This is a genomic window from Paenibacillus silvae, from assembly GCF_014639235.1.
Lineage (GTDB): Bacteria > Bacillota > Bacilli > Paenibacillales > Paenibacillaceae > Paenibacillus > Paenibacillus silvae.
The window spans coordinates 101,801-116,546 of sequence record NZ_BMFU01000005.1 but is presented as its reverse complement, the minus strand read 5'-3'; the positions used below and the strand labels follow the sequence as shown (position 1 = coordinate 116,546).

The 14,746-nt window shown below is 48.3% G+C and carries 12 protein-coding genes; 8 read left to right on the top strand and 4 right to left on the bottom strand.

All coding sequences use genetic code 11. The features are described 5' to 3' along the window. Nucleotides 1–48 precede the first annotated feature (48 nt). Nucleotides 49–405 (bottom strand): hypothetical protein, encoded by a 357-nt coding sequence (locus tag IEW26_RS18265; protein WP_188593391.1) that lies wholly within the window; start codon nucleotides 403–405, stop codon nucleotides 49–51. A 289-nt stretch (nucleotides 406–694) separates the two neighbouring features. Between IEW26_RS18265 and IEW26_RS18260 the strand changes: the two genes are divergently transcribed. From IEW26_RS18260 to IEW26_RS18240, 5 genes are all read left to right on the top strand, one after another. Further along, entirely contained in the window at nucleotides 695–1,558 is an 864-nt protein-coding gene (locus tag IEW26_RS18260) for a MurR/RpiR family transcriptional regulator (protein ID WP_188593390.1), read from the top strand. A 3-nt stretch (nucleotides 1,559–1,561) separates the two neighbouring features. Then, on the top strand, nucleotides 1,562–2,290 hold the full coding sequence (gene nagB / locus IEW26_RS18255) for a glucosamine-6-phosphate deaminase (protein WP_188593389.1): 729 nt from the start codon (nucleotides 1,562–1,564) through the stop codon (nucleotides 2,288–2,290). Beyond that, entirely contained in the window at nucleotides 2,287–3,501 is a 1,215-nt protein-coding gene (gene nagA / locus IEW26_RS18250; protein ID WP_188593388.1) for an N-acetylglucosamine-6-phosphate deacetylase, read from the top strand. The genes nagB and nagA overlap by 4 nt, the downstream gene beginning before the upstream one ends. A gap of 231 nt (nucleotides 3,502–3,732) precedes the next feature. Continuing rightward, entirely contained in the window at nucleotides 3,733–4,104 is a 372-nt protein-coding gene (locus IEW26_RS18245) for a hypothetical protein (RefSeq protein WP_145405308.1), read from the top strand. A gap of 12 nt (nucleotides 4,105–4,116) precedes the next feature. Further along, entirely contained in the window at nucleotides 4,117–4,500 is a 384-nt protein-coding gene (locus tag IEW26_RS18240) for a hypothetical protein (protein WP_188593387.1), read from the top strand. Between the two features lie 889 nt (nucleotides 4,501–5,389). Here the strand turns inward: IEW26_RS18240 and IEW26_RS18235 are convergent. The 3 genes from IEW26_RS18235 to IEW26_RS18225 form a co-directional block, all read right to left on the bottom strand. After that, nucleotides 5,390–6,970, bottom strand: coding sequence for an oleate hydratase (locus IEW26_RS18235; RefSeq protein ID WP_188593386.1), 1,581 nt, complete (start codon nucleotides 6,968–6,970; stop codon nucleotides 5,390–5,392). A 333-nt stretch (nucleotides 6,971–7,303) separates the two neighbouring features. Further along, nucleotides 7,304–7,882 carry a TetR-like C-terminal domain-containing protein gene (locus tag IEW26_RS18230; RefSeq protein WP_188593385.1) on the bottom strand — a complete coding sequence of 193 codons (579 nt, stop codon included), beginning with the start codon at nucleotides 7,880–7,882 and terminating at the stop codon, nucleotides 7,304–7,306. 590 nt (nucleotides 7,883–8,472) lie between these two features. Continuing rightward, a complete protein-coding gene (locus tag IEW26_RS18225) occupies nucleotides 8,473–9,831 on the bottom strand; it encodes a dipeptidase (protein ID WP_188593384.1) in 1,359 nt (452 codons plus the stop codon). Nucleotides 9,832–10,035: 204 nt separating this feature from the next. Between IEW26_RS18225 and IEW26_RS18220 the strand changes: the two genes are divergently transcribed. The 3 genes from IEW26_RS18220 (at nucleotide 10,036) to IEW26_RS18210 (ending at nucleotide 14,739) form a co-directional block, all read left to right on the top strand. Beyond that, nucleotides 10,036–12,489, top strand: coding sequence for an AraC family transcriptional regulator (locus tag IEW26_RS18220; protein ID WP_188593383.1), 2,454 nt, complete (start codon nucleotides 10,036–10,038; stop codon nucleotides 12,487–12,489). Between the two features lie 382 nt (nucleotides 12,490–12,871). Continuing rightward, nucleotides 12,872–13,819, top strand: a complete 948-nt coding sequence (locus tag IEW26_RS18215; protein WP_188593506.1) for an ABC transporter permease — start codon at nucleotides 12,872–12,874, stop codon at nucleotides 13,817–13,819. A gap of 92 nt (nucleotides 13,820–13,911) precedes the next feature. After that, nucleotides 13,912–14,739 carry a carbohydrate ABC transporter permease gene (locus IEW26_RS18210; protein ID WP_184183124.1) on the top strand — a complete coding sequence of 276 codons (828 nt, stop codon included), beginning with the start codon at nucleotides 13,912–13,914 and terminating at the stop codon, nucleotides 14,737–14,739. The last annotated feature ends 7 nt before the right edge of the window (nucleotides 14,740–14,746 follow it).

The window sequence follows — 14,746 nt, the reverse complement described above, 5'->3', positions numbered from 1 at the left end:
CGCGAGGGATGGAGTCCAGTACAAAACGACTCGGATGCATGATACAGATTATTGATCAGCTATAACTTCCATGCGCCTCCAAAAAACTCTCCATTTTCTTCTTGAAAATGGCTGATAAAATAACTGCTCCAATTCCTCATACTGTGCCTCATTTAAATGCAAATATAATGCCTTTTTTGCAATTTTAGCAGCAGGTTGTGACGAAGTGTGATGGCCTTGCATTTTGCGCTTGAACGGCACATGAAATTGCAAAAAATCCTCGTAACGCTTCCAACCTTCCCAACTCAAGCGGGCTCCACGTTTCCAGTCGATGGCATAGAGCGCATAATATATGTTTGAGTCAGTCTGCTTGGCGGCAATGATCCAGGTGTTTGGAACGATTTTACTGCGCTGTCTGCGATTCATTTACAGTCCCCTCTATTCATAAAGGCACCAGAAGATACCATGATCTATAGATACTCTATGTATTTGGATGGTACAGCTTCTTTACATACAATTCTATACGATTAACTTTAACAGACCAGGCTAAAACTTCAAATGAAAGATGACAAGCTTCAGCTTGTGACCATACTCACTCAATTAGAGAAAATCCTCTTGCCTTGCGAGAGTGTCTTGATTAAAATAAAGGTGTAAAAATAATTTTCTTTTAAATAGAATAAATGATAAAAATAATTTTCATACAAAAGAGGTGCTTATGGCAGCCATCTTACATGCGTTGCAGCAACAATTAGATAACCTGCCGTCTCAGGAAAGACGGATCGCCGAGGTCATTATCGAGTCGCCTTCAGATGTGCCGGGCATGACCATTAATCGATTGGCAGAGCTGAGTGGTACAAGCGCGGCGACGGTGACCCGTTTTTGCAAATCATTTCACTTTAAAGGTTTTCCCGACCTCAAAATGAAGCTTGCGGCCGAGCTGTCACAGACGCCGAATGAAACGGCCTATCAGGATATTGTTGCAGGCAACTCGTTATCCAAAATTGTTGAGGCCATTGAAGCGAATCATCTGGCTTCTATCGCGGATACGACTCGTTTGCTCGATCTGGGCAGGCTGGAACAAACTGTGCAGCTGCTCTGTCAGGCCCGGCGAATCGACCTGTACGGCGTGGCAACCTCGTCCATCGTGACACAGGATTTCTATCAGAAGCTGGTGCGGATCGGCAAAAGCTGTACAGCCTTTTCAGATTCCCACATGCAGATTACATCCGCTTCCTCCCTGGGGGCAGGTGATGTGGCGGTGGCCGTATCGTATTCGGGCGAAACCCCAGAAACGATTGATGCATTAACCTGTGCCAAACAAGCCGGGGCTTCCACAATCTCGCTGACCTCTTACGGCAGCAACACACTGGCTGAAACGGCAGATATTCCGCTGTTTACTTCCTCGCTCGAAGAAGGGATGCGACGCGGGGATATGGCTTCACGCATTGCGCTGCTGCATGTGATTGATATTTTGTTCACAGGCATGGTGAGTGCAGATTTTGATCAATTCATACCTAAACTTGAGCAGTCGTATCACAATGTGCAGTCCTATCGTTTCCATCACACCGGAGGTGCTTGAAAGATGAATATTCGTATTTTTGAAAATGAAGAAGATTTGAACGCAACAGGAGCAGGACTAATCGCCAGCTTGCTGCAAACGAAACCACGTGCCGTGCTGGGACTGGCAACCGGAAGCTCGCCTGTAGGCATTTACAAGCAGTTAATTGCGATGTATCAAAAAGGCTTGGTGAGCTTTGCGCAGGCCTCTTCCTTTAATCTGGATGAATACGTCGGTTTGCCTACAGAGCATCGCGAAAGCTACCGCAGTTTTATGAATGAGCAGCTGTTTCATCATATCGACATGGACCTGTCCCGCACGAATGTGCCGAATGGAGAGGCAGCAGATTTGGCGGAGGAATGTGCTGGTTATGAGCGGCGTCTGGAGGATCGCGGGCCTGTTGACCTGCAATTGCTGGGCATCGGGCATAATGGTCATATCGGTTTTAATGAGCCAGGAACGGAATTAACCGGTCGCACCCATGTGGTGGATTTGAAGGAAGAGACGAGAAAGGCCAATGCACGTTTTTTTGACAGCATCGACGAAGTTCCAGCGCAAGCGATTACGATGGGGGTCGGTTCTATTTTAAAAGCAAAACAAATCCTGCTCATCGCCCGTGGCGAAGAGAAAGCGGAGATTATCCGCGAAGCGTTCATGGGTCCAATTACAACCTCCTGCCCGGCATCCTTGCTGCAATGTCATCCGAATGTGGTTGTACTGCTGGATCGTGCCGCAGGGAGGCTGGTTCGATGACCAAAACCGATAGTAAAGCTGGAGACGGCGAGTTGGAAAAAAAGTTAACCTTGCTCCGCGGCAGACTGCTGCTCCCCGATAAAGTGCTGGAGGACGGTCTGATCGTCTGGCGCGCCGATAAAATCGTATATGCTGGCATGCCGGAAGGGCTGCCTGAAGCCCTTCGGCAAGAAGCTGGCGAGCTACCCGCCAAAGGAGCGGGTCTGATCGTACCTGGCTTTATTGATATTCATGTGCACGGCGGCAACGGAGAAGATTTTATGGATGCAAGCCCGGAAGTTCTGGACAAGATCACTTCATTTCACAGCTCACAGGGAACAACGGCGATGCTCGCGACTTCGATGACGGCTCCGAAGGAGCGTCTGGATCATGTTTTGGCCGAGGTAGACCGCTACCGCTCCGGGGAAATGCGCTATGCACAGCTGGAGGGCGTGCATCTGGAGGGACCTTTTTTCAGTCCGAAATGGCCTGGTGCGCAAAATCCGGATCATATTGTGCTCCCTGATGTGACTTGGCTGCAGAGGTGGGAAAAGCAGTACCCCGGCCTTATTCGTCAGGTGACTCTGGCGCCGGAACGTGAGGGGGCGCTGGAGGTGATCTCCTGGCTGAGGGAGCAGCGAATCACAGCTGCGCTTGGTCACACGGACGCAACCTACGATGATGTACAGCGAGCTGTGGAAGCGGGCTTGCATCATGCTGTGCATACATTTAACGCCATGACACCGCTGCACCATCGTGAGCCGGGTACGGCCGGGGCTGTACTGAGTGATCCGCGCATCAGTGCGGAAGTCATTGCCGATGGCATTCATGTGCATCCTGCGGCAATATCTATTCTCGCTCAATTGAAGCAGGGGAACGACCAGCTTGTGCTCATTACCGATGCGATGTCAGCAGCAGGATTGGACGACGGTGAATACAAGATCGGGGATCTGCCCGTGATCGTCAAGAACGGAGAAGCACGTTTGAAAGAAGGCGGCGCTTTGGCGGGCAGCACCCTGACCATGGTACGCGGCTTTCGTTATCTCGTTCAGGAAGTGGGGCTGAGTCTGGTAGCTGCGTCAAGGGCAGCGAGTCTGACACCGGCACGACTGCTTGGTATTGAGCACCGTACCGGTTCCCTGACGCAGGGAAAGCAGGCCGATATTGTTTTGCTGAATGAGGACCTGGCGATTGAGTCGGTGTGGGTGAAGGGCAGAAGAATCGGCTCATAATGCTGATAGGAACATAGGTAACTACTAATTTAAGCAGTGCTTTAAGAAGTACTTGATATATAGCTAATCTAGTCACATAGATCGTAGCTGGCAACCGCATTAGATTTGTTTGTACGAGAAAGCATGAGTGTGGGAGCTGCCGGGGATGGCATAAGAGGAAATGCGCTGAACAATATGTTAAAATAGATCTCAAAAAATGAGATCTGCGGATCATTCACGGAGGCATGAACCATGGAACGTAACGCCATGCTGGAACATGATCCGTTTATCCCCGTGCTGGCGGAGAAGCTGCACATTCACGGATATTATGCTTTTTATGGCGAGCATTACAATGAGACGGATATGGAGCAGTACCGCAAACATTTGTTCACGACCTTTAACAACATCGTATGGATTGAGCTGGATGCACGCAAAAAATACATGATTGTGGACCACCGCGGACGCAACACGGTCATGAAGCTGATTGAAGGCATGCTGAACACGCGCAGAACACTGCGAGCCAATCAAGCGATGGCAGGCACGGATACGAGAGACGTGGATCAGGAGATTACGCATTTCTCCAAGATGGTGCATATGCTGAAGTTCACGACATTTCGAACGTAATTGTGCGCATATATGTATAATAAAGTTATTTACTTCTTTCTTGTATTTAATTTAGTTTTTTTTGGAATTGTGGGGTGTACAACGGAAACTAGTGCTACCCAAGAAATGGCACAAGCCTTAATGAAATTGGATAATAATAGTGATCTATTTTTATTCGAATCTATACTTTATAAAAAGGTGAAGACCGTTAACGAAGCAGAATTTAAATCTGTAGATGCAACTTTATATGGAGAAATATCAATGGAACACAATAAAAGTACAAAGAAGTTTAAATCAGGTATGGCTACTGTATTGCCTCCAGGCACAAAATTGTTTCGTTCCATAGAGCATCCTGAGTATGTATATTCCAGAGAAGAAGGCAATTATACAATGTATAAATCTGTGCCTGAGGGTTAAATATTAACCTGACTAATCTACGACTTATGGCAAGAAGTGGGCTATGAAAAGTTTGCTCAAGCGCTAACGATTCTGAGAAGCCTTATTTACCCGATTTGACGGCATTTCGAATTTTAACGATTCCGAGAGACGCTATTTCACATGAATCAGCCCATTTTGGCATGAAACGCAGCTGAATTTGTCAAATAAGGCTTGTACGATTCGTTAGATTTTTCAGACCTTCTAAAATGGTGAAATAAGCTTTCCTGAGATCGTTAGAGCGTGGGGAACGGGTATTTCCTTGTCTAGGTGACTATTTTGGCCGGAGTCAATACGGTTGTGCTGTACGATGTTGTGTTTTGTTAGGAGTTAATTTTGATGAGGGGCCAGTTACTGGCTGTTTTTCGTAGATTCTGCGTTTGCGTTGGTTGGTGCCGTGTAAAAAAGACATTGTGATGTTGGTTCTCGTGCTACGACTTCTATAAGTCTATCTTCTATAAGTCTATACTTCTACACTCCCACACTCATAAAGTCGAACCTCCCCATTATTCTTCATGGATAGAGTTCGGTTCAGCGTACAGATGACATAAACCAAAAGCATATCCCATAGAGAGCCTTGTCAGAACAAATGACAGGGCTCTTTTTAGTAAATAAATTTTACAAGTACATCTAAGCACAAAGCTGAGCACATCTCTTCATACACATCTTAAACGCATATCCGAATACGTATTTGAACTTTTATCTAAACTCATATATGAAGTGCATATTTGAAACGCATCTCTCAATGCATATATCGTATCTAAACATAAATCTAAACACGTATCTAAACACACATCTAAATACATATCTCGTATTTGAACGCATATCTACATGAATATCTACATGCTTTTCTGATTACGTATCCGAATGTTTATCTGAACGAAGTCACGAAGCTGCTGAACAGCGTTCGCACATCGTATTGATATTGATGGATCGGCTCCACCGGGCGGTTGATGCCAAGCAGTGTATATACGGCAATCCGTGCGGCGCGCACCGAATATTCCTCCGTGAACACCACATCGTCGGGAATCTCGCAAAATTGACTGATAAACGCCAGGTTGGTTGAACCTTCCGGTACCACTTGAGGGCGGTCACTGTTCAGCCGTGGCATGAATTGTGCGGTGATATAAGGCATCATACACGGGATACAATTGGCTGTTGCCATGATCGCCTCCTGATGCTCCTGAAAATGCAGATGGCCGATCAATTCCTGCATAATTTCTTCACCCGTACAATCACACATTCTTTTTTTCACATAGTCACCTACGTTGTCCGGATACAGCCCGTAGCCCCAGAAGACGTTGACATGCTCCGGCTGATTGCGGAAATGCGGCTGAAAAGCAAGTACAACGGACATGAACCAGCTTGAATCCTTGAATGTGACGAGAGCACCAGTACCGGCGCGGTTGCGGGTGAATTTTTCCATCAGATCAAAAAATACCGAATCCTGAAACGTAACCGTGAACGATTCCCATTTGGACTCATCGACATGATCATTAAAAGAGGACGGGTTGCCCAGCAGCGGCTTTTTCGCCGCAATGTTCTCCCACAGCTTCCAGGAGCTGCCCTTGCCGTTCAGCTTCGGAGCGGAAGTCATGGAGCCCAGATCAGCGCCTTCGGTCATGGAACCGTTTGTTACAATCACCAAATCCCCTTCATGAATATCAATTACTTCCTCGGCTCCATTCCGTCGCACATACATGCGAGTCACGGTAATTCGGTCGCCCTCTTTGAAGTCCAAATCCGTAACAGTACATTTCAGCGTGAAATCTACGCCGAACGGCTCCAAATATTGGTGCAGCGGCAGAATGATGGAGTCGTATTGGTTATAGGGTGTGCGCGTAACCCCTTCCAGCGTCTGAATACGTGGAAACTCGTGAAAAAAGCGCAGCATATATCGTTTGAACTCCACCGCACTGTGCCAAGGCTGAAATGCAAACGTCGTCGCCCACATGTACCAGAAGTTCGTTTGGAAAAAGTGGGGAGCAAACCAGTCGTTAATTCGCAACTTGCCAAGCGTATCTTCAGGAGTAATAATCAGCTTGCCCATCGCGAGCCGGTCGGCCATGTCAAAGCCCATGGACAGAACATCTTCGACCTGACCATCGCGGTTAATCAAGCGTGCATTGGAATGTGTCGGGTTGGCATTGTCAAAAGCAGTGATCTCCTCTCTCACCGACATGCCCGGATGATCAATGGAAGGAATGGTCGCCAGCAGCTCCCACAGATTCTCATACGCCTCATCATTAAGCATACGTCCACCGCGAATCACGTAACCCTGCTCGGCATTACCTGCTCCGTCATTACTGCCGCCGAGAACAGGCATTTCTTCAATGATGTGAATGTTTTCACCAGGAAAGTCACAGTCTCTCACCAAATAAGCTGCTCCCGCAAGGGATGCAATACCGCCGCCAACAAAATAAACCTGTTTAGAGCCATGTTCCTTTTTCACGATCAATCGCCTCCAAATGATGGTGTACTCACATTCCCAATGTAAACCCAGGCAAGGAAAGAAGGTATGATCAAAAGAAACCAGGTGTCTGTTTTTTAGTCACTATTGGAAAAATGTCTAGGGCGTGTAAAAGATGCACTTCGGTAGGTTTCAAGACACGCCCTAGTTTTAGGACGGTCTTATTGTTTGGGTAGGACTCTTTTCTGTTGGGACAAGAGTATAAGCCTGCTGGTTTCCATGTTTCTCTTCCAATCAAGCTAACCGAACCTGATCATGCTCCAAATGATGCTCCAAAAAAGCCGCTCATCCTGAAGCCGATGGCAGCTTTCCGTGTTATTTTAAGTGCTCATATTTAAGCTCATACTTGTGCAGTGCCCTGATCACATTTCCTTCAATCAGTTCACTCAGCTTGGTAATGATCTGATCAGGCGGCTCCTTCATGTCATTTCTCATCCATTGAATAATCAGCCCGGTGAAGGCGAGTGTGTAGAAATTGGCGACAAATTCTTTATCCTCACTTCGGACCTTGGCTCCACCCGCCAGCTCGTTAATCACCCCCATAATCAGATCATGCGTAACCTGATAGAGGTATCCATCCAGATGAGCACGACCGAGGGATTCTAGCGTATTGCAGCAGAAGGATTTATTATTTTCAATGTAACAAAAGATTTTGTGAAATCCTTCGGTCCATGTGTCGTAACTGCGATACCCCGCAAGGCTGTTCACAGCTTCCGTTTCATAGATCCACCCGAGCAGTGCATAAATGTCCTGAAAATGATAATAAAAGGTTTGCCGGTTCACACCGCAGTCCTCGACCAGATGTTTTACCGTAATTTTGTTCAGCGGGGTATGTTCCATCAAATGTTTGAGTGAATGAGCCAGTGCAGTTTTGGTCAAATGAGAAGCAGACATCACAGTTCACCTCATCATTCAGATTCAGCTTGCAAGTGCGAAGATACAGGAGTATATCAGGTTTGGAAAAAAGAACCCGCGGTTATGGATATCGTTCCTGTCCCGTAAATAAAGTAATGTTACGAATGCGTTTAGCGCTGCAAACTCTTTATAAGAAGATTAACATGATCTGCCATGACATGGAAACATATTGATCACTACATCCATAGCTATCAATAAAATAAGAAACCGATAACCATTAAGGCTATCGGTTTCTTGTCTCCTATATCTCACTATATTAATGACATATGGCTAAAGAAAAGAGTAGTAACAGCAATTCGCAAGAATGATTCGCACCGAAACGTCCCCCCAGCTCCCCAATCCCTTTTTACTCTCCCAAAAGCAAAGCTTATCTTTTAAAACGAGTATAGAACAAGGCGCTAACGTAGTGGAGGAGGCGAGATCGATTCTGTAGAAGCGAAACGTTCGCCTTTATCCCCGGATTTTCCCCTTGGAAAGGGAATCGAAAAAAATCTGGGGATAACAGCGATCGGAAGAACGACTCGCCACCGGAACGTGCACTAAGCGCGCCCCCACCTCCGTTTTAACCGTTAAGCCAGACTTTTCATAAACTCCACGACAGTCAGCAATCCCTTATCAAAGTTCTCCAGATTGAAGTGCTCGTTCGGTGCATGCAGATTCTCGTCCGGCAGACCAAAGCCCATCATGACCGCAGGCACGCCCAGCACGCGGGAAAGCTTCTCTACAATCGGAATCGAGCCGCCATCCTTGGTGAAGAGGGCACGTACGCCATATACTTTTTCATATGCATCTGCGGCTTTTTGCAGGATCGGATCAGTCGGATCGGTGTTAAAGGCAAAAGCCTTCTCGATCTGTTGAATTTGCAGTGTGGCACCTGGCTGGACATGGGCGCGAAGATGCGCTTCAATCGAATCAAGTACATGCTGCGGGTCCTGATCTGCAACCAGACGGCAGGTGATTTTGGCATGTGCCTCTTTCGGAATGACGGTTTTGGTGCCTTCGCCCTGGAAGCCGCCCCATACGCCGTTCAGCTCCAGCGTTGGACGTGCGCCGACACGCTCCACGAAGGAATAACCTTCTTCACCATACAAATGCTCGAGTCCGAGATCCTGGCGAAGCTGCTCCTCGTTGAAGCCCTGCTTTGTGAATTCCTCGCGCATTTCCGGTGACAATGGCAGAACTCCGTCATAGAAGCCGTCTACACTTACGCGGCCTTGCTCATCATGCAGGGATGCCAGCAGGGATACGAGAGCATGCAGCGCGTTGGGTACACCACCGCCGAAGGAGCCGGAGTGCAGATCGGTGTTGGCGGTGAACAGGTCTACATGCATGGAGCACAGGCCGCGCAGGCCCGTGGAAATTGCCGGTTTTCCTTTTTCCAGCAAGGACGTATCCGAGATCAGCACCATGTCAGCACGCAGCTTTTCCGTATGATCGTTCAGGTAGATCGGCAGGTTCGGGCTGGAGATTTCCTCTTCACCCTCGATGCAGAACTTCACGTTAATCGGAAGCTCTTTGTTCTCGGCGAGCAGTGCTTCAACGGCTTTGATATGTATAAAAATTTGTCCTTTATCATCCGTTGCACCACGGGCATACAGCTTGCCATCTCGAACCGTTGGTTCAAAAGGAGGTGTCTCCCACAGGTGAAGCGGATCAACTGGCTGTACGTCGTAGTGTCCGTAGATCAGCGCTGTCGGTTTACCCGGAGCATGCAGGTGATCTGCATACACAATCGGATGTCCGGCCGTTTGGATAATTTCTACATTTTCCATCCCGGCACGTGTGAGTGCATCTGCTGCCCACTGTGCGGCACGTTGGATATCTTCTTTATGCTCAGAAATGGCCGAAATGCTCGGAATGGATAACCATTCATTCAGTTCTGCCAGATGTTTATCCCGATTTTGTTCAAAATATGCTTGTTCTTTCATCTAAAGAGGCCTCCTTCAATCTGCTTTCAATCTATTGTAATCCATTTTGCCACGTTAATAAAACATTGGTTAAAAAAATGCAGCATCCGCACGGCTTCAACACAGTGCCAATTGTGCGTATAATACAGAAAACGGCATTATCCATATATTTTCAAAATAGAACCAGTCACCTCAACTATTGAACAGGGAGTTGAAGGAAAGTTCATGACAGTCAGACTCAAGCATCGGCCTGAATGGAGGGCGACAAGACACAAGGGCCGTTTCTACCGAAACAGCCTGATGCTCATTCTTTTGATCGTCAGCATTCCCGGTTTAATTACGGGCATCGTCATGTACCAGCTCGTCGTTGGACGGATGGAAAATGAATTTAATCGTATGCACCAGAGCCAGATCGAGAACCGTGCGGGGAATGTGGACGACCAGCTCGCCTACCTGGAGATGAATTTATCCCATTGGGCATTTGAACCCAGATTTGGCAATGCACTGCGGAATCTGGATTTTATTTATTATTTCAATGAAACGCAGGAGATCGTAACGACACTGTATGTGCTGCAGGGTTCTCATCCGTTAATTCAATCCGCGCAGCTGTATCTGCAGGAACCGAAGCCGATTCTGTTTAACCGTGATTACACGGAATTGACGGACAGCTCGCTTGCGGCAGCCTATCAGCGTTATCTGACGATGGGCAACCATGTATACTGGACGGATTGGCGACCTGGCAGCAAGACAGAGGCAATCGGAGGAGCGGAAGCAACGCAGGATAAGGGCCCGAATTCAGTTCAAGAGCAGTCTTTGAACCAGAGCCAAGAGCAGACCCTGAATGCAGCTCAAGGCAATCCGCTTGTGCTTGTTCATAAAATACCGGGGGAGAGCATTCATCCGTTCGGTGCACTGATCGTCACGCTGGATAATGAGAAATTGGCAAGTTTATTGAAAACGCTTACTCCTTATGATGAAGGCTTAACCTTTCTGATGGACGGGGAAGGGCATACACTCATATCTGGCGATTCAGACAATAGCAGGCCATATACTGCTTTTGAGCAGCAGCTCAAAGAAGAGGTGGGTCTGCACAAGGACAGCCGCTCCTTTCTGTTTCGTTACGAGGATCAGACCTACTCTGTTTCGTACGGGACGTTGGATCGCATTGATTCGGCGTGGACGTATGTCTCGGCTGCGCCTTTGAACGCGATCACTTCTCCCGTCAAGCTGATATCCACTATCATTGTGGCAGCCAGTGCGGGCAGTCTTCTGCTGGGGCTGCTTCTGTCCTGGTTCGCCTCACGTCAGATTTACTCCCCGGTTGCCCGTATGCTGCATTTGCTTACGCCTGTGCGAAGTGATAGTGAGAGTGACAGGGATAGAGAAACAGCGGGAGCCGGGCTGGATGAGTTCGAGCTGTTAGAACGGCAATGGCATGAGCTGACATCACGCAGTGTATCGGCACATCGCCAGCTGCAGGAGCATCTGCCGCATCTGCGAACCAGCTTTGTGTTACAGCTCATCCAGGGGCATATGTATGCTTATAGCGAAGAGGACTTGCGTCAGCGAATGTCTCATCTTGGCTTTGAACTGGAAGGCAGGCAATTTCTGCTGGTACAGATGTATTTCACGGGATATGACCAGCTGCAAGGACGGTTCGGAAGTCAGGATAAAGGGCTGGTGACGTTTGCCGCAGTCAATATCATTCAGGAGGTTGCGAGAGCGTATTTCAGTCAGAGCAGTGTGATGAATTTTCACAACCTTACTTCCGCGATGCTGATCATTGCCCCTGAATCTGAATCAATCAAACCACAGGCACGGATATGGGCTGAGGAACTGGTCGATGTCATTGCGCGCACACTGAGATTGAATGTGACCTTGATGGTCAACAGGCCCGTGACTGCGCTGCAGGATTTGCCCGGACAGCTTGTGGAGATGGAGCAGGCTGCGGCATACCGCCGCGTAGAAGAAGGCAGTCAGATTCTTGATCTGGAGGATGAGCAGTGCTTTCGTAACGATGAGGGCGCATCATATCCGCTGGGGCTGGAACGTGAGCTCATTCAGACGCTGCGGCTGGTGCATCTGTCTGAAGCGGAGCAAGCCCTTGCAGCCTTCATGTCTGATATTACCGGCGCGGGCCGCACCGAATTTCAGGTACAGCAGATGATGCTGCAATTGCTCGGAAGTATCCAACATATGATGCTTCAGACCGGGGTAACTCCGTATACCTTGTTTGGCGGCAGCAACATGTATGAACAATTGTCCGCCATTCGCGAGCCGGTACAGATGCAGGAGTGGATGGTTCGGGAGGTTTTTTTACCCTATATAGAAGAGATACAGTCACGTTCTCAAGAGCCGTTGAAGCAGGTCGTTGAACGCACCATGAGGTATATCGAGCAACATTATGCAAGCGATATGTCACTGGAAAGCTGCGCAGACCTGGAGCAGATGACCCCATACGCTTTGAGCAAAGCCTTCAAACAGGTGTCAGGCAGTAATTTTATTGATTATGTCACACGGGTGCGAATGGATGCAGCCAAACAGCTGCTGCGTGACACAGCCATGCGTATCAATGACATTGCCGCGGCGGTTGGTTACCAGCATAGCTACTTTAATCGTATTTTCAAAAAACAGGAGGGCATTACGCCAAGCCAGTACCGGGACCTATGGTTTAAATAAAAAGAGCTCCCATGGTGAATCACTTATTTGCTGCTTATCTGCGGCAGGATGTCAGGGTATACCCGTTTGATCCATCGCCGGATGTCTGCTTGACGCAGATACCGGTTTTTCATTTTTGATATCAACCAAACAAAGAAAGAGAAATCGGCAAAAAAGTGCAATCTGCCCCTCTGCAAAAAGTGCAAAGCCTCGCCAAAATGGCGCTATAGCGGGCTTGTTGACGAATTGTACAGTCACAGCAAAAAATGAAGGTTGCCTGCAAATCGCTGGCTGTATAGTCTGAATACCAGAACTTTGATAACGCTTACAATCGAAGTCGCAGACAACAAGGGGGGGAACCATGAACGGGAAGATGAACCATCATGAACCGGGCCAATCAGCAATGACTGCCCCGGCGGAGGTGATCTTGCAGCCGCTGAAACGGGAGTCCAACTGGAAAAGGCAGATTAAACGAAACAAATGGTTATATGTGCTTGTGCTTCCCGGTTTTTTGTATTTTGTGATCTTCAAATATTTGCCGATGTGGGGCATCGTCATTGCCTTTCAGGATTATCAGCCCTTCCTTGGCATTCGTCAAAGCGAGTGGGTCGGGATGGAGAACTTCACCACCTTTTTCTCTAACCCGGATTTCTTTCGATTGCTGCGCAACACGCTGCTTCTGGCGCTGTATGATCTGATTTTCTTTTTTCCGGCACCGATCATTATTGCCCTGTTATTAAATGAGATTCGCGTGGCCTTCTTCAAAAGAACCATTCAGACGCTGGTCTATGTGCCGCATTTCGTATCCATGGTCATTATCGCGAGCATCACCTATGTGTTTCTCACCCCGCAGGGCGGTGTGCTCTACGATCTGATCGCCTGGATTACAGGCCGACCTGTCGATGTGCTCTCCAGTCCGGGTTCCTTCCGGCCACTGATTATCATTCAGATGATGTGGAAGGAGATGGGCTGGGGCACGATCATTTTCCTCGCAGCTCTTGCAGGGGTGGATACGGAGCAGTACGAGGCCTCTATTGTGGACGGAGCAGGACGGCTGCGGCGTATGTGGCATGTGACACTGCCTGCGATCCGCACGACAATTGTCATTTTGCTGATTCTGCGGCTGGGCAACTTCCTGGATACCGGGTTTGAACAGATTTACCTGATGACCAATTCGCTGAACCGGGATGTGGCCGATGTTTTTGACACATACGTATACACCGTGGGTATTACCCAAGGCGCGTTCAGTTACAGTACCGCGGTGGGACTTTTCAAATCGGTGGTGGGTATCATTCTTGTGCTGGGCAGCAATAAACTGGCGAAAAAGTTCGGTCATCCCGGTATTTATTAATGGTGTGCAAATGAATGGAAGGAGGAACATCCGTGAACAGCCGTTTATACAACAGCTCTGCCGGTAGGGTATTTGATGTGTTCAACTATGTCATGCTGGGCCTGCTGGGCATCTTGACCGTGCTTCCTTTCCTGTATATTATCGGGAATTCGTTTGCCACGGAGGCCGAAATTACAGAACGCAGCTTTTTTCTGATCCCGAAGGTGTTTTCCTTCAGTGCCTACGAGTATATTTTTTCGTCCTCTACCATATTCCGCAGCATAGGTGTGTCGGTTTTCATTACCGTTGCAGGCACGCTGGTGAATCTGTTCTTCACGCTTACGATGGCTTACCCGCTGTCCAGAAGTGACTTCTGGGGCCGCAATGTGCTGATGAACATGGTCATTTTCTCCATGCTGTTTGGCGGGGGCATGATTCCGACGTACCTTGTCATTCGCGGATTGGGCCTGCTCGATTCATACTGGGCCTTGATGCTTCCTGGAGCTATCAGCGCTTTTAATCTAATTGTTGTCAAAAACTTCTTTCAGCAAATGCCGCCCGGGCTGGAGGAAGCCGCCCGGATTGACGGCTGTTCGGACCTGGGAGTACTGTGGCGAATTGTACTGCCGCTGTCCAAGCCGGTCATTGCCACCTTTGCCTTGTTCTATGCGGTAGGCCACTGGAACAACTTTTTCTCGGCACTGCTGTACATCTCGGACAGTGACAAATGGCCTTTGCAGGTCATGCTGCGACAGATCGTGCTTTTATCCCAAGCGAGTGTGGGCGATATGGCGAATATGGACCCGAACTTTGTGCAGCCGCCCGAGCAGTCGATCAAAATGGCGGTAATCGTTGTCGGTACCATCCCAATTTTGCTGGTATATCCGTTTTTGCAGAAGCATTTTGCCAAAGGTGTCATGTTGGGTTCAATCAAAGGTTAAAACCAAG

What these genes read in the sequence shown, in the direction of transcription:
- IEW26_RS18260 (WP_188593390.1), top strand. Translation starts at nt 695, where the DNA reads ATGGCAGCCATCTTACATGCGTTGCAGCAACAATTAGATAACCTGCCG.
- IEW26_RS18215 (WP_188593506.1), top strand. Translation starts at nt 12,872, where the DNA reads ATGACTGCCCCGGCGGAGGTGATCTTGCAGCCGCTGAAACGGGAGTCC.
- IEW26_RS18265 (WP_188593391.1), bottom strand. Translation starts at nt 405, where the DNA reads ATGAATCGCAGACAGCGCAGTAAAATCGTTCCAAACACCTGGATCATT.
- IEW26_RS18210 (WP_184183124.1), top strand. Translation starts at nt 13,912, where the DNA reads ATGCTGGGCCTGCTGGGCATCTTGACCGTGCTTCCTTTCCTGTATATT.
- IEW26_RS18230 (WP_188593385.1), bottom strand. Translation starts at nt 7,882, where the DNA reads ATGTCTGCTTCTCATTTGACCAAAACTGCACTGGCTCATTCACTCAAA.
- IEW26_RS18240 (WP_188593387.1), top strand. Translation starts at nt 4,117, where the DNA reads ATGTATAATAAAGTTATTTACTTCTTTCTTGTATTTAATTTAGTTTTT.
- nagA (WP_188593388.1), top strand. Translation starts at nt 2,287, where the DNA reads ATGACCAAAACCGATAGTAAAGCTGGAGACGGCGAGTTGGAAAAAAAG.
- IEW26_RS18220 (WP_188593383.1), top strand. Translation starts at nt 10,036, where the DNA reads ATGACAGTCAGACTCAAGCATCGGCCTGAATGGAGGGCGACAAGACAC.
- nagB (WP_188593389.1), top strand. Translation starts at nt 1,562, where the DNA reads ATGAATATTCGTATTTTTGAAAATGAAGAAGATTTGAACGCAACAGGA.
- IEW26_RS18225 (WP_188593384.1), bottom strand. Translation starts at nt 9,831, where the DNA reads ATGAAAGAACAAGCATATTTTGAACAAAATCGGGATAAACATCTGGCA.
- IEW26_RS18245 (WP_145405308.1), top strand. Translation starts at nt 3,733, where the DNA reads ATGGAACGTAACGCCATGCTGGAACATGATCCGTTTATCCCCGTGCTG.